The 22,844-nt window shown below is 39.8% G+C and carries 20 protein-coding genes and 2 riboswitches; of the genes, 15 read left to right on the top strand and 5 right to left on the bottom strand.

What is annotated here, in order from left to right:
- Window positions 1–97 precede the first annotated feature (97 nt).
- The 3 genes from MHI23_RS18250 (at window position 98) to MHI23_RS18240 (ending at window position 3,324) form a co-directional block, all read left to right on the top strand.
- Entirely contained in the window at window positions 98–2,482 is a 2,385-nt protein-coding gene (locus MHI23_RS18250; RefSeq protein WP_262089864.1) for an immune inhibitor A, read from the top strand.
- Between the two features lie 210 nt (window positions 2,483–2,692).
- Entirely contained in the window at window positions 2,693–2,947 is a 255-nt protein-coding gene (locus MHI23_RS18245; protein WP_012011773.1) for an ORF6C domain-containing protein, read from the top strand.
- 5 nt (window positions 2,948–2,952) lie between these two features.
- Window positions 2,953–3,324 carry a DUF1304 domain-containing protein gene (locus tag MHI23_RS18240; protein WP_041108444.1) on the top strand — a complete coding sequence of 124 codons (372 nt, stop codon included), beginning with the start codon at window positions 2,953–2,955 and terminating at the stop codon, window positions 3,322–3,324.
- Window positions 3,325–3,358: 34 nt separating this feature from the next.
- On the opposite strand, the gene MHI23_RS18235 is transcribed toward MHI23_RS18240, so the two are convergent.
- Entirely contained in the window at window positions 3,359–3,523 is a 165-nt protein-coding gene (locus tag MHI23_RS18235) for a hypothetical protein (RefSeq protein ID WP_003214630.1), read from the bottom strand.
- Window positions 3,524–3,778: 255 nt separating this feature from the next.
- Between MHI23_RS18235 and MHI23_RS18230 the strand changes: the two genes are divergently transcribed.
- From MHI23_RS18230 to MHI23_RS18180, 11 genes are all read left to right on the top strand, one after another.
- The gene (locus MHI23_RS18230; RefSeq protein WP_342492150.1) at window positions 3,779–4,435 is read left to right on the top strand and encodes a type 1 glutamine amidotransferase domain-containing protein; all 657 of its coding nucleotides are present in this window, start codon (window positions 3,779–3,781) and stop codon (window positions 4,433–4,435) included.
- A 141-nt stretch (window positions 4,436–4,576) separates the two neighbouring features.
- On the top strand, window positions 4,577–5,704 hold the full coding sequence (locus MHI23_RS18225) for a hypothetical protein (RefSeq protein ID WP_041108440.1): 1,128 nt from the start codon (window positions 4,577–4,579) through the stop codon (window positions 5,702–5,704).
- A 56-nt stretch (window positions 5,705–5,760) separates the two neighbouring features.
- A riboswitch (TPP riboswitch) is annotated at window positions 5,761–5,864 on the top strand.
- 87 nt (window positions 5,865–5,951) lie between these two features.
- Complete coding sequence (gene tenA / locus MHI23_RS18220; protein ID WP_342492149.1) at window positions 5,952–6,650, top strand: thiaminase II; 699 nt, start codon at window positions 5,952–5,954, stop codon at window positions 6,648–6,650.
- The gene (locus MHI23_RS18215; protein WP_041108436.1) at window positions 6,635–7,234 is read left to right on the top strand and encodes an ECF transporter S component; all 600 of its coding nucleotides are present in this window, start codon (window positions 6,635–6,637) and stop codon (window positions 7,232–7,234) included. The genes tenA and MHI23_RS18215 overlap by 16 nt, the downstream gene beginning before the upstream one ends.
- Entirely contained in the window at window positions 7,209–8,807 is a 1,599-nt protein-coding gene (locus MHI23_RS18210) for an energy-coupling factor transporter ATPase (RefSeq protein WP_342492148.1), read from the top strand. Before MHI23_RS18215 ends, MHI23_RS18210 begins: the two co-directional genes overlap by 26 nt.
- Entirely contained in the window at window positions 8,797–9,531 is a 735-nt protein-coding gene (locus tag MHI23_RS18205; protein WP_197202751.1) for an energy-coupling factor transporter transmembrane component T, read from the top strand. Before MHI23_RS18210 ends, MHI23_RS18205 begins: the two co-directional genes overlap by 11 nt.
- Before the next feature lie 149 nt (window positions 9,532–9,680).
- Complete coding sequence (locus MHI23_RS18200) at window positions 9,681–10,520, top strand: methyl-accepting chemotaxis protein (protein ID WP_025093771.1); 840 nt, start codon at window positions 9,681–9,683, stop codon at window positions 10,518–10,520.
- 169 nt (window positions 10,521–10,689) lie between these two features.
- Entirely contained in the window at window positions 10,690–11,505 is an 816-nt protein-coding gene (locus MHI23_RS18195) for a YwqG family protein (protein ID WP_098677084.1), read from the top strand.
- A 235-nt stretch (window positions 11,506–11,740) separates the two neighbouring features.
- The gene (locus tag MHI23_RS18190; protein ID WP_342492147.1) at window positions 11,741–12,574 is read left to right on the top strand and encodes a PRD domain-containing protein; all 834 of its coding nucleotides are present in this window, start codon (window positions 11,741–11,743) and stop codon (window positions 12,572–12,574) included.
- 327 nt (window positions 12,575–12,901) lie between these two features.
- Window positions 12,902–14,809 carry a beta-glucoside-specific PTS transporter subunit IIABC gene (locus MHI23_RS18185; protein WP_025093773.1) on the top strand — a complete coding sequence of 636 codons (1,908 nt, stop codon included), beginning with the start codon at window positions 12,902–12,904 and terminating at the stop codon, window positions 14,807–14,809.
- Window positions 14,781–16,199: a glycoside hydrolase family 1 protein gene (locus MHI23_RS18180; RefSeq protein ID WP_342492146.1), complete on the top strand. Its 1,419-nt coding sequence runs from the start codon at window positions 14,781–14,783 to the stop codon at window positions 16,197–16,199. The genes MHI23_RS18185 and MHI23_RS18180 overlap by 29 nt, the downstream gene beginning before the upstream one ends.
- 491 nt (window positions 16,200–16,690) lie before the next feature.
- Here MHI23_RS18180 and MHI23_RS18175 read toward each other — a convergent pair whose 3' ends face one another.
- Both MHI23_RS18175 and MHI23_RS18170 read right to left on the bottom strand, forming a co-directional pair.
- Window positions 16,691–17,680 (bottom strand): GNAT family N-acetyltransferase, encoded by a 990-nt coding sequence (locus MHI23_RS18175; protein ID WP_342492145.1) that lies wholly within the window; start codon window positions 17,678–17,680, stop codon window positions 16,691–16,693.
- A 1,140-nt stretch (window positions 17,681–18,820) separates the two neighbouring features.
- Window positions 18,821–19,942: a 5-methyltetrahydropteroyltriglutamate--homocysteine S-methyltransferase gene (locus MHI23_RS18170; RefSeq protein ID WP_342492144.1), complete on the bottom strand. Its 1,122-nt coding sequence runs from the start codon at window positions 19,940–19,942 to the stop codon at window positions 18,821–18,823.
- Window positions 19,943–20,030: 88 nt separating this feature from the next.
- A riboswitch (SAM riboswitch) is annotated at window positions 20,031–20,143 on the bottom strand.
- Window positions 20,144–20,353: 210 nt separating this feature from the next.
- On the opposite strand from MHI23_RS18170, the gene MHI23_RS18165 reads away from it, so the two are divergent.
- On the top strand, window positions 20,354–21,031 hold the full coding sequence (locus MHI23_RS18165) for a DUF3298 and DUF4163 domain-containing protein (protein WP_254806046.1): 678 nt from the start codon (window positions 20,354–20,356) through the stop codon (window positions 21,029–21,031).
- Window positions 21,032–21,115: 84 nt separating this feature from the next.
- Here the strand turns inward: MHI23_RS18165 and MHI23_RS18160 are convergent, their stop codons facing one another.
- Both MHI23_RS18160 and pepT read right to left on the bottom strand, forming a co-directional pair.
- Complete coding sequence (locus tag MHI23_RS18160) at window positions 21,116–21,295, bottom strand: hypothetical protein (protein WP_008345664.1); 180 nt, start codon at window positions 21,293–21,295, stop codon at window positions 21,116–21,118.
- Window positions 21,296–21,584: 289 nt separating this feature from the next.
- Window positions 21,585–22,817 (bottom strand): peptidase T, encoded by a 1,233-nt coding sequence (pepT, locus tag MHI23_RS18155; RefSeq protein ID WP_151862758.1) that lies wholly within the window; start codon window positions 22,815–22,817, stop codon window positions 21,585–21,587.
- Between the last annotated feature and the right edge of the window lie 27 nt (window positions 22,818–22,844).

Below are 22,844 nucleotides of genomic sequence, written 5' to 3'. Positions count from 1 at the left end.
CCACAAAATTTCTGAAAATAAAATGTTTTTCGACTTAACTATATTGGAATATGCTAGAATTAGATATTATTTATTACCAAAATAGGGAGGAACCAATATGAAAAAAGGGAAATGGACGAAAATTGCACTAACCGCTGTCCTAAGTTTAGGCACATTGACAGCTTTCAGCACCCCTCTATCTGCCCACACCACAGAAAAATCAACATCCTCAGATGGCGGTCATTATTCAGGTATTCCATTTGACTCAAGTGTCGTGAATGAAGACCGTCTCGTCAAAGCCTTGAAAAAACAAGGAAAGATCAAAAAGAATGCCAATGAGGCAGAAACCCAAAAAGCATTAAAGTACTATCTAAAGAAAAAAGAAGAATCGGCAATGAAACAAAGTGCCAGCACCTTAACAGAAGAGCCTGAATTCCTGAAAGAATACAAACAAGAGGTACATAACAAACTTGCCAAAAAGAAAAAATTAAAGAAGCATAAAGGAAAAGAAGGCAATCAAGTAAAACCGGTCAAAAAGGAAAAGTATAAAGGTGACGTCCGCAATGATAAAGTATTGGTTTTATTAGTAGATTTTAAAGATTATAAGCATAATAGTATCAAAAAAGAAGAGACTGATATGTACTATGACAAGTACGATCAACAGCACTATCAAGATATGCTTTTCGGAAAAAATGGCTACATCGGTCCAGATGGGAAACGGAAAGTATCCATGAAGCAATATTATGAAAAGCAGTCTGGCGGCAGTTACACAGTTAGTGGAACAGTTGCAGGATGGTATACAGCGAAGCATGAAGCAGCTTATTACGGCGGGAACGTACCTGACGATTCAGGCAGTGACGGCAGACCGCGCGAATTGGTGAAAGAAGCACTCGAAGCAGCAGCAAAAGATCCGAATATTGATCTCAGCGAGTATGATCAATGGGACCGCTATGATATTGATGGCGACGGGGTTTATAACGAGCCAGACGGCATCATTGACCATCTGATGGTCGTTCACGCCGGCGTAGGTGAAGAAGCAGGTGGCGGACAACTTGGCGCTGATGCGATTTGGTCACACCGCTGGTCACTTGGTGATGTATTTGAAATTCCGGATACTGAATCTGAAGTTGGTCAAGGCGGGAAATTAGGCGCGTTGGATTACACCATCGAGCCTGAAGATGGCGCAGCAGGTGTGTTCACACATGAATTCGGACATGATCTTGGTCTTCCTGACGAGTACGATACACAGTACACAGGCAAAGGAGAGCCCGTTTCTTACTGGTCGATCATGTCAAGCGGAAGCTGGGCAGGTAAAGTTCCTGGTACGGAACCAACAGGCTTTAGCCCATATGCGAAAGAAATGCTCCAAAATCTGCATGGAGGCAACTGGCTTTCTGGACAAACCATCGATGGTAAAACATTAAATAAAAGCAAAACAGTATTAATTGATGAAGCAGCAACAAAAGGAACAAACCATGATGCCGTTCGAGTCGATTTACCAGATAAAGAGATTGTCGTCACGACACCTGCTCAAGGGAAATATTCGTACTTCAGCGGAACGGGTGACAATTTGAATGCAACCATGACGACAACAGGTATTGATTTGTCAAAAGGAAGCAAAGCAGAGCTGACATTTAAAGCATGGTACGATATTGAAGAAGATTATGATTATGCGTATGTCGAAGTGCGTGAAACAGGGACTGATCAATGGAAGACCATCGCGGGTAACATCACGAATGATCGAAATGAAGCAGGTGCAAACGAAGGCAATGGCATCGACGGAAAATCAGACGGCTGGGTAGATGCAGCCTTTGACCTGTCTGCTTATGCAGGGAAGAAAATCGACCTGCAATTCCGTTACACAACTGATGCAGGCTATGCACTCCCAGGCTTATTCGTAGATGACCTGAACGTCACAGCAGATGGAGCGAAAGTATGGTCAGATGATGCCGAGGGCACGTCTACTTTTACCTTTAATGGATTCTCAAAATCTAATGGAAAACAATATGCAGCACAATACTATTTACTAGAGTGGCGCTCTTATGCTGATGTCGATAAAGGCTTAAAGCATATTAAACGCGGGGCAAGTCTGATGAGCTATAATAACGGGTTGGTTGTTTGGTATGTCGATCAATCATACAGTGATAACTGGGTAGGAAAACATCCGGGGAACGGCTTCCTTGGCGTAGTAGATGCAGATCAGCAAGTATTAAAATGGAGTGATGGTTCCATTGCCGCAACAGGGTTCCAAGTACATGATGCAGCATTCTCTTTGAATCCAAGTACGAAGCTGAATATAGATTATACAGCCACAACGGGCTTAACTTTGCAAGATCGCTACATTCGCCCGGCTCGTACATTTAGTGATAAAAAGAACTATGTGAATCCAAACAACCCAGATGCAGGACGCGATGTACCGACATATGGGTTATCCTTTAAAGTCGTTGGACAAAGTAAGGATCGTTCTGTTGGAAAGGTGTTAATTTCGAAAAGTGAAAAGTAACTAAATAGAAAGCCGGATTCTATCATTGAATCCGGCTTTTTGATATGTGAGAAAAGGATTGTGAGGGCACGATTGTTTTTTCAATCGAATGTCTGTTCTTTTTTATTTTGATATCCGAATGAAACCATTATATAATAGACACTGGAAGGTTTTTCTTTTAACCAAGATTCTTTTTAGCTGTTAAAACAAAGGAAAGGATGAGCGTTACCAATGAGTTGTGTCACTGCCAAGCAATTAAAGGTGATTCGAGGGACGATGCAGACTTTTTGCAGCCATTTGGAGTATGATGGCCACGGTAAGCTTCATATCAATACCATCATGGCTTTTATTAAAAAGGAATTCGGCGTGAGAAAAATGAAAGACATTCCACAAAGTCGCTTTACAGAAGCGCTAGAATTAATACAAGACTTTGATTTATACACGGACAAAATAGAGATTCGTGACCGTCTATCAGAAAGGAATTAACTAAATTGAATATTTTAGCAATGATTTTAGTAGGAATTGTCGCATTAGAACACATTGTCATCATGTTATTAGAAATGTTTTTTATGGAATCAAAGATGGCGAAGCGATCTTTTAAGCTGCCAGAACACTTGCAAAAAGATCCAAATGTCAAAGTAATGTTTGCCAATCAGGGGCTTTATAACGGGTTTTTAGCTGCAGGACTCATTTGGGGGCTCATTCTTGGATCGAATACCGTTGGATATATGATTCAGCTGTTTTTCATTCTTTGTGTGCTCATCGCAGCAGTATTTGGCGGTGTAACATCCAATAAATCAATTATCATCAAACAAGGAGTACCAGCAATGCTTGCACTCATTGCACTGATGCTGGCGATCTAATCTTAAATAAAGCCGCCCCTAGTGAGGGCGGCTTTTATCTTTTTCGAAGACCCATTAAACGAATAATGGATGTCAGACAAAGGGCAACGGCAACGGCCAAAATGATTTTTCCGTACATGACCCCCGTTAGGTTCATCAAAAAGACGGCCAATATAATACAGAGCGTGATGATGATCATCACAATCGAATAGGTTTTCATCTCTTTTCCACTCCTTTAAAAATCCCCTCATGTGACGAGAGATCTGTCAATCTTTCCTCATATTATATCACTCAATGACAATTTTACATGAAATTCCCTACCAATAGAATGTGACATATTGATTAGATTTCGAGTCATACCATATTTTTTAGAAAATCGGGTATAACATAATGAGCTGGCCTAAATTCATATTGCTTGATATTTAATTGTGCAAAATATAAAATAACCACAAGATAAATCGAAAGGATGATCAAGATGAGTAAGAAAGTGTTATTAGTATCGACAAGCAGCCCGGAAATGAATGGACATCCAACAGGCTTATGGCTAGAAGAGTTAGCAGAGCCATTTCATATTTTTAAAGAAAATGAACTAGAAGTACAAATTGTCTCTATTCAAGGTGGCGCTGTACCAATTGACAAAAATTCAATTCCTGAAGGTGTCCCAGCGCAGTATCAAGATGTGTATGAATTACTTCAAGACACAAAGGCGCTTACAGATGTGAATCCCGCTGATTATGACGGAATTTTCTTTGCTGGAGGACACGGCCCTATGATCGACTTTGCGTCTAATCAACTGGTAGCGGATGCGATCTTAGCGGTTTCAGATAAAAATGGTGCGATCGGAGCCGTTTGTCATGGCGTTTCAGCATTCGTTGATGTGAAGGACCAAAATGGCAAATCATTTATCGAAGGCAAAAAAATCACAGGCTTCACAAATGAAGAAGAGGAAGCCGTGCAGTTGACATCAAAAGTTCCATTTTTATTGGAAACAAAACTTCGTGAGCAGGGGGCAGCGTTTGAAAAAGGAGAGGCCTTTGCGCCATTTGCTGTCGTTGACGGACAAATCATCACTGGACAAAACCCGGGATCAAGTGCAGAAACAGCACGCTTGATTGTCAAAACCATTGCATAAAACGATCAAAAACCAGTCGTGACTCATGCGGCTGGTTTTTTTGTTATAAAAATGTCCCAAAAAAGACCAAAACAATAATTAGAATAATGGTAAAATAATCACAGGGTAAAAAACCCAAATGAGGAAAAAGGGGATGTTCCTGTGAGAGCATTTTATGTCAAAATCACCGCAGCTTTACTGTCTGTTTTACTCGTCGCAACAGGTTTGTTTTCACCAGCATTAAAAGCAGAAGAAGCACCGAAATCAGAAGGGAAAATATCACCACTGACGGAAAAAGCGATTCAGCAAGTGCAAGAATCGTTTGAAAAGCAGGATGAAGGAACCGCTATTCAACAGAAGCAAGTGAAAAAATCATTTAAAGTGAATAAGAAGAAAGGAATCAGTATCAAACGAAAAGCTGCTAAAGAAGGCAAAATGCGCACGTCTGCCGTTCGCTCCATTGATGGACTAGCTATTAATCAATCGGCTGTCTTAACAGAGGACGACCCAGTTGATTTATGGTTTTTAAGCACATCTTCACCTCAGGCACTCATCAGCCGGATTACCTCTTCAAACCCTGATTATTTTGTTCAATTATTTGTTGTTGATTATGAAACAGGACAAGCCTACCCGACAGATTTAATTCAACCGGCAGGCAGCCTGCTTGGATTGACCAATTTACCAGCAGGTGATTATGCATTCGGTATTACAAGCGGCGGAGAATTTGGAGATTCCTACACGATACAAGTGAATGCAAAAAACCCGCCCAATTTCACGGGGGCTGTATCCCTTTCCTCCACCTTGCAATATTTTGTAGCTGAGTATGCAAACGGGGATGTATTTGCAAATGGTACAAAAGTGTACAATAAGCAAACAAAGACCGCCGATTATAAATGGGAGCGTGAGTTTTACTTCTCATATGATGGAAAATATGAACAGAGAACTCATTCTGTTGACAGTGTGAAAGTGAAAAGTATTTCGGCACCAGTGTCGTACTCCGCTCCATACGCAAGTTCCTCTGAGGCCATTCTCGTCTACTTAGATGTGGAGACTTTATTTATGTATCATGAATCATCGTTTGCTAGCGGGCAGTACTACCATAGTAGCTTTGTTGATACACTCGGGAAGACAACACCAAGACGCTTAGATATTGATGATATGACAAATTACGGTGATCATATTTTAGCTGTAGATTTAAAAACAGGAAAGCCGATTGATTTCTTCAGTGTGCTGAATTTCTACTATGCTGCAGGGATCGAGAAGCTGCCAACAATCAGAACGTTGAATTAAGAAAGGCGGTTGACATCAAATCGCCACATGTGTAGAGTAAAGATAATTAAATGACAAAAGTCCACTAGGGGAGTCATGTATGACTGAGACAAGAGAAAATCTTGGACCCTTTGAACCTGATCTAGTTCGTACTAGCGGAGGGAAGTGGAGCTGGACCTTGTCTTATTCATGATTGAATCGATAAGAAGGCCGCTCCATTTGGGGTGGCTTTTTCATTTATTCAACTGAAGAAGAGGAGGCTTTTTTTATGACATTTTCTACGGGATTAAGGAAAGAAGCAGAACCGTTATTTGAAGCCATTTATCAGCATCCGTTCGTCAGAGGCCTGGCAGCAGGAAAGCTGGAAAAGGAACAAATCATTCATTACGTCAAACAAGATGCAGAATACTTACAAGCATTCATTAAAATTTATGCAGCAGCGCTCAGCAGATGTACAGACAGGGAGGATATTGCGTTTTTCCATCAGCAGATTGCGTTTGTACTAGATAGTGAGACGCACCCTCATCAAAACCTTTGCCGAGTGGCAGGAGTAGCATATGATGAGCTCCAAGGTGCTTCTTTGGCTCCGAGTGCTCACCACTATATTCATCACATGCTGCAAGTTGCGCAAGAAGGCACGCTTGGTGAAATCATCGCTGTCCTGCTTCCATGTCCTTGGACATATTGGGAAATAGGGAAACGAATGCTTACAGATGTGCAGCCAGACCCGTCACATCCGTTTTATGAGTGGATCACATTTTATGGAGGATTAACTGATTCTGTCACAGGTGAGCTTTGCAGGCGGCTCGATCAATTGGCGGAATCAGCAAGTGAGAAGGAAAAGGAAAAAATGAAACAGCATTTTGTCTTAAGCTGCCAGCTCGAGTACAAGTTTTGGGAAATGGCCTTCACTGTTGAAGAGTGGCCAGTTCAACTGGAGGTGCATTCATCATGGCATGGAAGATGAAAGAAGTCGTCCTTGCGGTGATTTTATCCGTTGCGTGCGGTGTGATCTATTTAGGGTGGTCCACGCTATACTTACCGATTACAGCACTTGTGGGTCCAGCAGGAGGCAACATCATGTTTGGAATATGGGTCATTGCCAGTCCAATCGTTGCATATATCATTCAAAAGCCGGGGGCTGCTCTGATTGCAGAAACAGCCGCCGCGGCTGTGGAATTATTGACAGGCAGCCACTTTGGACTTTCAGCTCTGCTGATTGGTGTATGCCAAGGGCTTGGGGCAGAAATCGCCTTTGCTCTTTTTGGTTATAAACGATATCGCATGTGGACACTGATGCTCTCTGGTGCCTTTGCCGCTATCGGAGCGATGGCGTACAGTCTCGTGGCAAATGGCTTTGGTTATTACACGCCTCAAGTTTTACTTATGACCCTTGTGACTCAAATGATCAGTGGAATGATACTTGGCGGCTGCCTTGCGAAAGTGGTGGTAGACGCACTATCCAAAACAGGTGTACTGAATCAATATGCCATCATGAAAGAAAAACGAAACAAAGGTGAACAGCATGAATTCATTTCTCGCGTGCAATGAACTCTCTGTCCGTTTTTATGAAGAGCCTAAGCCCGTTTTGCATCAAATCTCCCTTACGATTCAAAAAGGGGAAAAGGTGCTTATTTTAGGACCGAGCGGAAGCGGGAAATCCACGCTCATTTCGGTTCTGGCTGGAATCATTCCAGATCATGTGGAAGCAGACATGCAGGGTGAAGTGGTGCTGCAAAGACATACAGGCGTCATGTTTCAAGATCCAGACTCTCAGTTTTGTATGCACCGCGTCAATGAAGAAATTGCCTTTAGCTTAGAGAACCGTTCCGTCCCTCGTGAAGAGATGGATGACATCATTCGGCAGCTCATGCAAAAAGTCCAACTGAATGTCGATCCGCATACAGAGATTCACACTTTATCTGGCGGCATGAAGCAGCGATTGGCACTTGCTTGTCTACTCGCATTACAGCCGGATGTTCTATTCTTTGATGAACCGACAGCACAGCTTGACCCGGCAGGTAGAATGGACATATTTCAACTGCTGCAGCAGCTTGCAGCCGATCAGCAGCAGACCATGATTTTTGTAGAGCATGTGCTTGACGGTGTCATCGAATGGATGGACCGGGTGATTTTATTAGATGATCAAGGCAGCATTTTAGCAGATGGATCTCCAAAAGATGTGCTCACGACATATGAGGAAGAAATGAAAGAGGCAGGGATTTGGCGGCCCAAATTATTTCCCGAGAAATGGTCCACGATCATTCAAGATCCATATCATCCACTGAGTCAAACTTTTATGCAAACCTTTAAAGCACGAAAAGAGCAGCGTGAAAAAGTGCCATCAATCGAACGAAAGACAATGATTCGTACAGAAAATCTTCAATTAAGCTACGGGAAAAAAAGGATTATGAGTGATCTCCAGCTTGATATCAAATCAGGGGATTGGGTGGCGATCATTGGGGAAAATGGAAGTGGAAAAAGCACACTTCTCAAACATTTGGTTCGTTTAGAGCCAACGAAAAAAGGCCACATTTTCTTAAAAGATACACTCCTAAAAAAGTGGTCAGACCGAGAACTATATGAAAAAGCAGGCTTTGTGTTTCAAAATCCGGAGCTTCAATTTATACAAGACACAGTATTCGATGAAATTGCCTTTGGCGGCAGACAGCGAAACTGGCCAGAATCAGTCGTACAAGAGAAAACGGTTCAGCTGCTGAAAGAGTTCGGTTTAGAGAAGCATGCAAAAGCACATCCCTTCACCTTAAGTTTAGGGCAAAAAAGAAGGTTAAGTGTTGCCACGATGCTCCTTTTTGATCAAGATGTATTGCTGTTAGATGAGCCGACTTTCGGGCAGGATGAAAAAACGGCGAAGGAGTTGATGAGGCGTTTAAAAGAGCGTCAGTGCCAAGGCACGACCATTGTGATGGTCACACATGATATGGAGCTTGTCGATGAGTGTGCCGATCAAGTGCTTCTGTTTCATCAAGGGAAGCATGTGTATGATGGGACCCCTTATGATTTATTTTCAAATCAAGAACTTGTCGATGCTTATCAGCTGAGAGCTCCTTTACATTATCGCTATGTGGCAGAAAGAAAGGACGTGCTGACGATTGCAAAGTAATCAATCCTTTCTTTCTACTGTGAATCCAGTCATGAAATTACTCGCTCATCTGCTTGCGATGGGCTGTCTCATGTCGATTTCTGACCCTAAAACTACCTTTATCATTTGGCTGTTTGCTCTTGGCATTGGAGTTGTTTTAGGTGGATGGAATATGAAGTATCTCGTTACAAGGCTTGTCCCTTATTTGCTCTTTTTTATTCTCGTCTTTTGGATGATGGCGGCCTTCGGCAAGGGGGATCATACCGTTTGGAAGTGGGCGTGGTTTCATATCACAGAGGAGAGTTTAAGAAATGGGCTCACCATCGCTTTTAGAATGCTGGGATTTGTGACATTTGGTCTCCTTTTTACGTCCACAACAGATTTGACGGCATTTATGATGAGTCTGATTCATCAATGCCGAATGTCCCCAAAATGGGCGTATGGCATGCTTGCCGGCTTCCGGTTTATTCCGTTATTTCAAAGTGAATTAAAACAAATGAAAGCTGCACACAAAATCAGAGGCTACAAGCAAAAAAACAGCTGGAAAGCCTTTATGCGTTATGCATTGCCCCTTTTTACGCAAGGCGTACGAAAATCAGAACGCTTAGCGATTGCAATGGAAGCCAGGGGCTTCACAGGGACGAGAGAGCGAACGTATTATCATATCATCAGCACCTCATGGATTGACTATATGTATCTTTTTCTCATCGGTATCAGTGTCTTCATGTGCATTTACTTTGTTTAAAAAACACCCACATTCTCTTGATAGAATGTGGGCTTTTTATATGTCTTAGGTCATTTGATTGATATTAGTACACATTACAGGCTGTAATAGATCATATAACGAACCGATAAAGAAGGTGTACTAGAAAAAGAGAGGATGAACGTAAGCGAATGTCACAGAGAATCGATAACATAATAGACGCTTTACCAATCATTGGACTCGCTATGAGAGAGCAGCTAACCTTTTCTGTTTTAGGGAAAGAGAAGGTTCTTTACTATCAGCAGCATGGGAATATTGATTTAGGATTTAAAGCTGGTGATGCACTAGATGCTGGATTCCAAAACTTTGCGATGCTGAAAAATGGGAGAGAACCATCGTTTATCCAAATTCCGAAAGAAGTATACGGGATTCCAATGGATATCGTAGCCGTTCCAATTAATGATGAATCAGGTCAAGTGGTTGCTGCCTTCTGTGTGGCATATGACCAAACGAATCAACAACGATTAGATCACATCATGACGGAGAGCAACGAAGCTTCCGAAAAACTAGTCGCAATGGTCCAGCAGGTTGCCGCACATTCAGAGGAACTACAAGCGACAAGTGAACAAATTCTACAAAATACGAAAACCACTGTCGAAAATTCCTCTAAAATCAATCAAGTGTCCAATCTCATCAAAGGTATCTCTGATCAAACGAACTTACTTGGACTCAATGCATCAATAGAAGCTGCAAGAGTAGGGGAAGCAGGAGCAGGCTTTGGAGTGGTCGCAACAGAAGTGAGAAAGCTGTCAACTCATGCGAAACAGGCGACGACTGATATTGAAACAGCCCTAAAAGATGTGCAGGGGTCGATCAAAGGAATGGAAGAAGAAATTGCGCAAATTGTCGCTTCCTCTGAGCATCAAGCAGAACTAGTAGGCACTTTTACGAAAATTATTGAAGGTCTTCACGAAACAAACGAAACGATGAAAGCATTAGCAAACGACTTAGTAAACTATCAAGTGAAATAAAAGAACGACAAAACCTCCAGCTGAATCGGAGGTTTTTTTATCATTTCAAGGTGAGAAACTTGTTAGGATTATGACCGTTTTATCGCTGACAGGCAGGATACACTTCTGTATGATAGAAAAAGAGAGACTAGTTTTGTCATTAGACCTATTCATAAGGAGGAAGATCATCGTGACACAATCAGCGAAGCTGAAAGAAATACTTGCACCCTACCGTCCGTTGTTAGATGAAACGGAAAAACCAATGATTCAATTGCAGATGAAACAAGGAAAAACAGGACCATACGACAGCAAAATAGCTGGTGATCCTTATTTTCCAAAAAACGACGAATATCCAGTTGACGGCGAAGGACATCCTATGAAACTTTTGGCACAAATTAATTTCGGCCAGCTGCCCAAGATGAAGGATTATCCAGAAACAGGACTTTTGCAAGTTTTTATTTCTGTGCATGATGATCTTTATGGGATGAATATTGACCATAAAACAGAACAAAAAGATTTTCGCATCAAATTTATTGAGGAACCTTTCTTGGCAGAAGAAGAGTTAATGACTGATTTTTCTTTTGTGAAAATTCCAGACGATTTTTATTTTCCTGTGACGAAGGAAGGCGCAATTACAGGTGAATTATCAAGCGAAACGATCAGTGTAGGAGATTTCCGCTTTGAAAAAGTCACAGGAAAGAACAGCTGGGACCTATTCGAAGATGCAGAAGGTGTTAATGGCGATGAAGCAGATGCCCTGCTGGATGAATTTTATGAAACAGCGAGTGGCTTTGGTCACAAATTGGGCGGGTACCCAGGGTTTACACAAGAAGACCCGCGTACCTATGTAGATCAAGAACATACCGTTCTGTTATTACAAATTGACTCAGATGATGAAGTAGATTTGATGTGGGGAGATTGCGGTATTGCCAACTTTTTTATCAAACCAGAAGACCTTAAACGAAAAAATTTCGAGAATGTCGTCTATAATTGGGACTGCTCCTGATTTTGTAAAAAACACACTTTAAACACTCTTTATAGAGTGTTTTTGTGTATGTTTTTAGACTTTTTTGCCCCTATTTCGTCATTTTTGAGAGGTAATATGTCATTCTTTCTAGTTGACCGGATCAAAAAAAAATGTAAAATCATCTTAAAGTCCTCTTTTTTGAAAATAATAATAACATGACATATGAATCAACGATAAAATGCTCGAAAAAGCGGAATGTACTGGGGGGTATCAATTGATCATTTCTAAAGTAATCAATAATAATGTTGTCAGTGCGTATGATGACGAGCAGCATGAGCTGGTCATTATGGGCAGAGGGATCGCGTTTCAAAAGAAAAGCGGAGACCCGATTGACGAAGAACGAATCGAAAAAGTATTTTCTATTCAAAATAAAGATATATCAGAAAAATTCAAAACCCTGCTTTATGATATTCCAATCGAGTATATGCAAGTGTGTGAGGCGATTATTGAGCATGCGAGAACAACCCTTAACAAAGATTTAAATGACAGCATCTATGTGACGCTGACGGATCATATCACCTTTGCCATTGAACGTCATCAAAAAGGAATGGACATCAAAAATGCCTTGCTCTGGGAAATCAAACGGCTGTATAAAGATGAGTTCAAATGCGGTTTAGAAGCTATTCGGATCATTGAGGACAAGCTGAGCATCCATCTTCCTGAGGATGAAGCCGGCTTTATTGCCATGCATATTGTCAATGCAGAGCTCAATGAAGAAATGCCAAACGTGATTCAAATCACCAAACTTATTCAAGACATTTTAAACATCGTTAAATATCACTTTCAAATTGATTTAGATGAGGAATCATTAAATTATTTCCGATTTGTGACGCATTTAAAGTTTTTCGGACAGCGTCTGTTTAACGAAACACAAATGGAAAATCAAAATGAGTTTCTGTATGAAGTGGTAAAAGAGAAAAACACTGCAGCTTTTCAATGCGCAGAAAAAATTAACGAGTATGTTCAAAAAGAATACAACCGAAGTCTCATAGAAGATGAAATGCTATATTTAACTTTGCATATAGACAGAGTAATAAAAAGAAAATAAATTCAAAAAGAAAGCGTTGACATCACAAAATTAACATGATAATTTATAACTATAAACTAAATAACCCACAATCTTTTAGGATTGTTACTGGTCAAGCAGGCAAAACCTAAATCATTGTCCCTATCTTTGATAAGGCGTGATTTAGGTTTTTTTATATCTAAAGACTTATAAAAATTAAATAACGATCAATCGCTATGAAGGATTGTTACTGGTTAAGCAGGCAAAACCTAAATATCGATTAATGTCTGAATCGCTATTTCTCGGACATTAATGGATGTTTAGGTTTTTTCTATATCAAGATGAAATCAACGATTGGAGGGTAACACAATGAACCACAAACAAACAGCAAAAGAAGTGCTAGAACTTGTCGGCGGTGAAAAAAATGTTAAGCAAGTTACACATTGTATGACAAGACTTCGCTTCAACTTATACGATGAAAGTAAGGCAGATAAAGAAAAGCTGCAATCAACAGACGGCGTCATGGGCGTAAATCAAAGCGGAGGCCAATATCATGTCATTATCGGCAATGATGTCTCAAATGTCTATCAAGCGATGATCGCTGACTCTGGACTATCAACAGATGTAAAATCAGGCGGTACAGAGGAAGCGTCAAAACAAAATGTGATATCAAAGCTATTCGATTTTATCTCTGGTGTCTTCACACCGATTCTTCCAGCCATCGCTGGGGCCGGTATGATCAAAGGGATTTTGGCATTGATGCTTACATTCCAGTGGATATCAGATAAAAGCAGTACGTATGCGATTTTAACAGCCATCGGAGATGGAGCCTTTTACTTCTTACCGATTCTGCTTGCTGTAAGCGTAGCCAAAAAAATTGGCACAAATCAGTATATCGCGGCAGCCATTGCAGCAGCAGCACTGCACCCGCAGTTAACCGCTTTACTGGGCGCGGGAAATACAGAATTTCTAGGCTTGCCAGTGGTTGCCGTTGTGTACTCTTCATCGGTGATTCCAATTCTACTCACCATCTGGCTTGGTTCATATGTTGAAAGATTCGCAGAAAAATATAGTCCAAAATCATTAAAGATCATCCTTGTTCCAACAGTCACACTTCTAGTCGTTGTACCAGTTATGCTCATCGCGGTTGGACCGCTTGGCGGGATTATCGGAAGTGGCCTTTCAGGTGGAATTGATTTATTGTTTAAACATGCAGGTCTTTTGGCCGGACTCTTGATCGGCGGATTCATGTCACCATTGATCATTACGGGGATGCACTATGCACTGCTTCCAATCATGATCAACAACATTACGTTAAACGGTTTTGACTACATTCTTCCAATGATGTTTGTAGCGAATATGGCACAAGCAGGCGCAGCATTCGGTGTCTTCTTAAGATCAAAAAACAAAACATTCAAATCATTGGCGATGTCTACAAGTATCACAGCTTTAATGGGTATTACTGAACCTGCTATGTATGGTGTGAACATGCGATTGAAAAAACCGTTCCTTGCAGCCCTTATTGGTGCAGCAGCAGGCGGCGTGTTCATGTCAATCTTTAAAGTAAAATCATATGTGATATCTGGATCAGCAGGCCTCCCAGGTCTACCAACATTCATTGGACCAACATTTGTCTACTCAATCATCGGTTTAGTCATCGGATTTGTTGTAGCAACGATCATGACACTTGTTCTAGGATTCAAAGATGTACCAGTGAAAGATGATACAAAAGCAGACAAACCAGAAGAAAAGAAAGACACAGCGGCACTTCAAAATGAAGTGGTACAAAGCCCGCTTGAAGGTCAACTAAAGCCGCTCAATCAAGTAAATGATGCAACATTTTCTAATGAAATCATGGGTAAAGGTGCAGCTATTGTACCAACAGCTGGGCGTGTTGTAGCACCGTTCAACGGCAAGGTTGAAACCATTTTCCACACAAAACATGCCATTGGCTTGAAGAGTGAACAAGGTACAGAACTTCTCATTCATGTCGGGATTGACACGGTAAAACTTGGCGGAAAGTATTTCACAAGTCATGTGCAGTCAGGTGATCTGATTCAAGCAGGAGATGTACTCATTGATTTTGATATCGAGGGCATTCAGCAAGAAGGCTATGATGTCACCACACCTGTTATTGTCACCAACACGAATGATTATGCACAAGTTGATGCGAAAACAGATGGAACGATTACAGTAAAAGAGACACTACTTACAGTCAGTGTAGAAGAAAAAGAGGAGGGTATTCAACATGAACAAGTTAGAAAAAACATTTCCTAAAGGTTTCTTATGGGGCGGCGCTGTTGCAGCCAACCAAGTTGAAGGCGCATATAATCAAGATGGAAAAGGCTTATCGACAGCTGATGTGTCACCAAATGGTATTATGCACCCATTCGATGAATCAATGAAAGACCTTAACTTATATCATGATGCAATCGATTTCTACCATCGCTATAAAGAAGATATTGCACTCTTTGCAGAAATGGGATTCAAGTGCTTCAGATTATCCATTTCTTGGCCGCGTATTTTCCCAAATGGCGACGATGCGGAACCGAATGAAGCAGGCCTCGCTTTTTATGAAAAAGTATTTGATGAACTGCATAAGCACGGAATTGAGCCAGTTGTCACCATCTCTCACTATGAAATGCCGCTCGCACTTGTGAAAAACTACGGCGGATGGAGAAACCGCAAGCTTGTGGATCTTTATGAAATATACGCTAAAACATTGTTCACTCGCTTTAAAGACAAAGTGAAATATTGGATGACATTCAATGAAATCAATGTCGTGTTACATGCGCCTTTCACTGGCGGCGGACTTGTATTTGAAGAGGGTGATGACGAGAAAAGCATTCAATATCAAGCAGCACATCACCAATTTGTTGCAAGTGCTTTGGCTGTCAAAGCAGGACACGAAATCATTCCTGATGCGAAAATCGGCTGTATGATTGCAGCGATGACAACTTATCCGTACAGCTCAAGACCAGAAGATATGTTTGCTGCAATTGAGCAAGACCGTAAAACATTATTCTTCTCAGATGTACAGGCAAGAGGTTATTACCCAGGTTACATGAAACGTTATTTCCTTGAAAATGACATTAACATCGAGTTCCAAGAAGGGGACGAAGACATTTTAAGAAACCATACAGTGGACTATATTGGCTTCAGCTATTATATGAGCTTTGTGACAAGTACAGATCCAGAGATTCTTGGACAAGTGACTGGCGGTAACTTATTTGAAGGTGTGAAAAACCCTTATCTAGAAGCAAGTGATTGGGGCTGGCAAATTGATCCGAAAGGACTTCGTACAACACTGAATCAGCTGTATGACCGATACCAAAAGCCATTGTTTATCGTAGAAAATGGATTGGGTGCTGTCGATCAAGTAGAAGAAGACGGATCCATTCAAGACGATTACCGAATTGATTACCTCAGAAGCCATTTGCTAGAGGCGAGAGAAGCGATCGCAGACGGAGTTGACCTGATCGGTTATACAAGCTGGGGCCCAATTGACCTTGTCAGCGCATCAACGGCTGAAATGAAAAAACGCTACGGCTTCATTTATGTTGACCGTGATAATGAAGGAAACGGTACATTAGATAGAAAGAAAAAGAAAAGCTTCGATTGGTATAAACAAGTGATTGCGACAAATGGGGAACATTTGGATTACTAAACAGAGAAAATATTGTTTCGCTCCTTTAAGAACATATAGTGTCTTGAAACGGTGAAAACAATTTGAATCAGGCATTATCATTCATTGGGTCTCCTCTAGGGGCTTGATGGTGATAATGCCTTTTTTATGAAAAAGACAAAATTGAACAAAAAATAAACCACACTTTAAATTGTTGCGTGGTTCATATAAATCATATAATGGTTTTAATTCGGTAATACCTATTCTTCAAGTATTTCTTTTATATCTTCAATGATTAGGGTATTTAAAATTAAATTCTAGTAGACTTAACCCTTTCCCAATTGTGGTCTAAGAAAAGAATCCTATTCTCTAGTGGTTATCAGCAGCAATTCTGTCTTCAATTCAGTAATTATACATCTGAATCTTTCTCCACTGTATGAATTCATAATCAATGTTATAAAATTTAACTAGCTCAGGATAGACTATTAATAACTTGGTAGTACTCATGGAACTAGTCAGTCAGCTTTTTATAGTCATTGTATCAACCTTTTTTCAAATTCTAATTCATCTTTGACATGTATTCCGTAATTTCCTATAGAGGGAATTGTAGGTTTAACCATTCTTGCTTTATCAATTGCACCAATATAGATATTTTTGAAAGAATATCCCTTTCTTTGATAAAACCTAATTGCATTTAAGTTATCATTACTAGTGATTAAATTAATAGAGTGTATATTTTGTGTTTTTAGATTTTGTTCTAACTCAAAAAGTAATCTACTTCCAACACCATGGTACTTTTTTAGAGCCTCCAAAGTCAGGATTTCTGCCTCTTCTTTGAATATTTTGTAAACTAATATTCCTACTATATAATCTCCACGTTTAGCCAACAAAATGTTTTCATTTAAAACATTATAAGTTGTTCCTTTAGACACCATAGTCGTTCCACCCCAATGTTCATTAAAAAACCATGTTAACCACGAAAAGTCTTTTGAACTTGGCTGAGTTATTATCAATTCTTCTGAAAGAGAACATTTTTTTGACAGCTGGATATGGGCTATTTCTTTTTCATGCGCTTGATCCTCAGAAAAATGGATTGAGATGCCTAGTTTTTCGGCGTTTATTTGAGCAAGTTTTTGTGCATAGTTCGAAAAATCTTCAGGGTCAATACCAAAATAAAAAAAACTCTCAGGTGGATTCTTTTTGTACCACAGTTTGCTACTGATGACATATTCGTTTTGTTTTGTTTCAGTTATGCTGATATCATCATATAATAGTGCTCTTCCTTCAATAAACTCTAAGACAAATTCATCTAATTTGTTTTGAGTAAATAAACGGTTTTTTTCTTGAAAATATCCTATTTCACTTAATTTGCTGTGAATCCAATTAATTAAATCATCCTCGTTTAGTTCATTATCTCTCGCTAGTGCCATTAGCATTGCAATGTAATTAACGATTGTTTTGCTTCTCTTAATTGAAATATTTTTATAAATGTTTTCTAGAATATCATTATTAAGTTTATTCATTTTACATATACAACTTCCTTTTCAATTAATTGTTTACTCAATGCTTGCAGGTCTTCGATACATGTTTAAACATCTGTATCATATTCTTCAGCAATTTCCTCCATTCTTTTTTCTATAACAAGTTACCAAGATTGTGGCTTTGACTCGTTTGTATCCATACTTGTTGGAATATCTCCGATTTCATCATAACTTCCATAAACTCTTCAACAGAGAATTCTAAAGGATGGAATGAATAATTTGAAATACCTGCGCTGGTGTAATGGGGTAAGGTTTTTAATTTTATTACCTATCGACGGATAGTTAATTTTCTTTGGCGAAATCATTATATAAATAACATTCATCATAAGTTAGCAATGAATTTACACTCCTTTCATAAAGTGTTAAGGTATGAAAAAAACAAGTTTATGATACATGTACATTAGCAATAACTACATTACTAAACTCAACAAGAAGTGTAGTTTTATAAACTTTATTCTTGTAATCATTCTTTTATTTATGTATTAAATTTCAATTTAATATCCTAACGGAAGTCATAATATCACATTTTTCATATTTTTTTAATTAAACAATAAATTTTTGACAAGTTTTTATATCGATACTCTCTATCTAATAAAGTGAATATCAGGGGACCTTAACGAATATTTAGTACCACCTGTAGGGGCAATGAGTTGGTATGAAAAAGGAGTTGCCCTAGCATTTGATTTTTTTAGGTTTGCTTGAGGGAACAATGGAAAAAGCAGTATTGTAATTTCTAAGAATTAGGGTGGATCTTCAGCACATTTTGATGCGTAGAGCAGTTAATATTGATTTTTTGGATGAAATTGAACAAAAAGATAGAACAAAATTAATATCAATGATTATTAATTTGCCAAACGGTTTCAGAGGAGTTTCAGTAGGAGATATTCTGGCAAGGAAGATGACTCGAATGTATATCAATCCACCTAACTTGTTGTTAGACAACTTATGAGTATAAAAAATGGTTTTTAAGAAGAAACTTATGTTCAATATCTTCTTAAACTCAACTCATAGAAGTAATACGATTAAACTTAATATCAAGTTGATTGAGATGACAAAATAATAAAGAACCGCCAAAAAAGCGGTTCTTTATGATGACGGTAAGCTTTTTCTGTAGGTTTCCGCCTATTTCCACACTTGATCAGCAATCTCAATCACATGACGCAGCTTTTCCCATTGCTGCTCTTCTGTTAACAGGTTGCCTTCCTCTGTTGAGGCGAAGCCGCATTGTGGACTCAAACAGATTTGGTTAATGTCTACATATTGAGCCGCTTCCTCAATGCGTTTTTTAATCTGTTCAACTGGCTCAAGCTCTCCGTATTTTGAAGTGACAAGGCCTAGTACGATTTGAAGGTTTGGGTTCTTCACATATCGAAGGGGCTCAAATCCGCCAGAACGATCGTCGTCAAACTCTAAAAAGAGACCATCAAGATCTAAGCCGGCGAAAATAGTTTCTGCTGCTGCTTCGTAACCACCTTCAGCTGCCCAAGTTGATTTAAAGTTACCGCGGCAAATGTGCATCGTAATCACCAAATCCTTTGGGCGGTCGGCAACAGCTTCATTGATTGTCTTCGCAAACGATTCACGAAGTTCATCTTCTTCACGGCCAAAGGCTTTGATTTGTTCATGGCCTTTTTCAGAAAAGAACACTGCCCATGCCGTATCATCCAGCTGCAAGTAGCGGCAGCCTGCATCATAAAAAGCACGGATGGCTTTCTTATACGCTTGTGCCACATCATGGTGGAATTCCTCTAAGCTGTCATACACTCCTTCTTCAAGCTTTCCACGGAAAAAGAGCATATTCGGACTTGGAATCGTCATTTTAGCCGTATGATCACCAGCGATGCTTTGAAGGAAACGATAATCCTCCAGCATTGGATGATCTGTAAAATCGATCTTGCCTGTTACCTTGATCCCTCTTGCTTTTGTCGTTGTGTTATGAAATTGAATGCCTTGATCTGCTTCAAATCCTTCCACCCCATCGAGTCCTTCAAGAAAGTCAAAATGCCACCATGCACGTCTGAATTCACCATCTGTGACAACCTCTAACCCAATTTCTTTTTGCTTCTCTACAATACGTGTAATTTCTTCGTTTTCAATTTGTCGGAGCTGCTCTGCTGTCAGCGTACCATCTGCTTTTTGCTTGCGTGCTTCCTTGATGCGCTCTGAACGAAGTAAACTTCCTACTTGATCTGCGCGGAATGGCGGTTTTGTTGTTTTCTTTCCAATGGTTTGTAATTGTGTCATGCTGAATCCCTTCTTTCCTCAGGTTAAAAAATCAAATAAAAAAGCTCTTCCTTAGATAAGGAAGAGCATCATATACTGTGAGAACTCTGCCTTATCTTCAAACAAGCATCTGCTTGCTTAAGGAATTAGCACCATTCTGTTCCTAGGAACAGCGGTTGCCGGGTTTCACAGGGCCAGTCCCTCCACCACTCTTAATAAGGTTACCTTTTGATTCAATTTTCTTAATAAACACAATTATTCAACCTTTTCAGGAAAAAGTCAATGGTTTTATCGTTTAATTTTCTAAATGAACAAATCAAGGGAAACAAACCCGATGTGGAAAAATGAAGAATAATATGGAAAAATTACTTCTTTTGGTTCTTTTGTCATGGTATACTCATTTGGTAATAGACAAAAATGGGGGTATTTACTATGACAATGAAAAAAGGCATAACGATCAGCCTGGTCATTTTCTCACTGATTGTTTCCTTGTTTGCGCCAGTTGGATCTGCTGATGCCAAACAAGCAAAAAAAGCAAAAGTAAGCACACACTATTATAAGAAGAAAAAAACGTTCAAATATGCACAGGTGAAAAACCTAAGCAAGACGCATATGAAAACCATCAATCGTGATTTAAAAGAAGATATCGCATTCTCTTATTCTACGTACTTGTTTTTAAAGGACGAAGCGAAAAAGGAAGGCTACGGGAAGGTCACGTATGAGAGAACGTATAAAACGAAATTTAATAATGGTAAGAAACTGAGTATCTTAAACTATGATTACATGTATAACGGTGGAGCACACGGAGACACGATGGTTTCCAGCATGAACTATGTGTTAACAAAGAAAAAAACAAAGCAGCTGTTCTTGACAGACGTTGTGAAAACAAAGAAAAAGCGTACGAAAGTAAGAGATTATATTTATAACTACACAAAGAAACATAAAAGCAAATTCTACGCGAACCTGAAAAAAAGTGACATTGAAATCAACTACAACACGCAGTATTACTTTACGAAAAAGGGAATTGCTGTTGTCTTCCAGCCATATGAAATTTCACCTTACTATGTTGGAATTCCTATGATTCAAGTGCCTGCGAAGGTATATAAATAAAAGGAAATACGACCACTGAATCTGGTCGTTTTTTGCTGTTTATTCAACAAAAAGAGCCCCCTCATGAGGCTCTTTTATTTGGATTTATACTTGTTTAGGTGCATCGTTTAGTGGGTGACGGCGTTTTCCGTTGTAGTGGCGGCGCATACGAAAGATTTCAAACTCCGAAAGCTCTGCGCTTTTTCTTTTTTGGGTGCGGTTATCTTTTTTGAAAGAGAATAGTAAGTAGCAGCAAAGTGAAGCGATAATCAATAAAATCATCATATGACATTCCTCCAATTCATCCTATTCTTTAAGTGTTGACAGGGTGAGTGATGTTTATAACTGAAAATAAGCAGCAGACTTGGTTTAGTTCTTAAGATTCATTCGATCTGCTATTTTAGGTCTAAAATACTGGTTGTTTTTAACTATTATATTTCCAGTTATTTCACTCGTCAAGAAGAATTTTTTCTGGGGTTGTCTCTATTAGTACGAATAAGTGTCATAAAAGTTTCAGAAAATTGTAAACTTTTATTAAAAAACCGTTCCCGAACAGGAACGGTTGTAAACATGTCTATGCTTTTTCTTCAAATAAACGGGCAATTTCAACGATAACTTCGGTTGCTTTCACCATGTTTTCGACGGAAATAAATTCATATTTGCCGTGGAAGTTTTCCCCGCCAGTAAAGATGTTTGGCGTTGGGAGACCTTTATATGAAAGCTGGGAGCCATCTGTGCCGCCGCGGATTGGTTCAATGACCGGTGTTACTGAGCGGTTTTCCATAGCTTCATGAGCAATGTCCACAATATGTTTCACCGGCTCAATTTTTTCTCTCATATTATAATATTGATCCTGAATGCTGAGGGTGATGCTGTTTTCTCCGTAGGTGGCTTTTAAGTCATTTGCTATTTTTTCAAACAGTGCCTTGCGATTGTTGAATTTCTCTTTATCAAAATCACGGATAATATATTGCAGCTCAGCTTCTTCTACTTCCCCTACAAATTTCGTCAGGTGGAAAAAGCCTTCGTAGCCTTCTGTATATTCTGGAGATTCTTCAGAAGGCAGTTTGTTGTGAAAGAGCATCCCAATTTTCGCAGCGCTGACCATTTTGTCTTTTGCTGTTCCTGGGTGGACGTTGTTTCCTTTAATGGATACTTTCGCGCCTGCTGCGTTGAAGCTTTCATATTGCAGCTCGCCAAGCGGTCCGCCGTCAATTGTGTACGCATAGGAAGCGCCAAAGGCATCAACATCAAACTTGTGCGGCCCTCTGCCAATCTCTTCATCTGGCGTAAAAGCGACGCGGATTTTTCCATGCTTGATTTCTGGGTGTTCGATGAGGTAATGCATAGCTGTCATAATTTCTGCGATACCAGCTTTGTTATCTGCACCAAGCAGGGTTGTGCCATCTGTAGTGATCAGTGTATGTCCTTGGTACTTTTGTAAATTTGGAAACTGTTGTGGAGATAAAACGATATGTAGATCTTCATTTAAGGTAATGTCGCCGCCTTGATAGTTCTCATGAAGCTGCGGTTTTACATTTTTGCCGGTGAAGTCAGTGGCTGTGTCGATATGAGCCAGGAAGCCAATGGTCGGCACATCTTTGTCTGTGTTAGATGGGATTGTTCCCATGACATAGCCGTTTTCATCCATAGTCACTTCTTGAATCCCGATGGATTTCATCTCTTCAACAAGCTGTCTCGCCAGGTTCAATTGTCCTTCAGTAGATGGGCAGCTTTCCTTTTCTGCATCTGACTGCGTATCTACCTTCACATAACTTGTGAAACGCTGAATCATTTCCTCTTTCATCTATACGTCACTCCTTTTGTAGAATAC

Source organism: Bacillus sp. FSL M7-0003, assembly GCF_038628485.1.
GTDB classification, from domain to species: Bacteria; Bacillota; Bacilli; order Bacillales; family Bacillaceae; genus Bacillus; species Bacillus safensis.
Note: the sequence above shows the minus strand (reverse complement) of the source record. Positions and strands in the feature narration are given on the sequence as shown.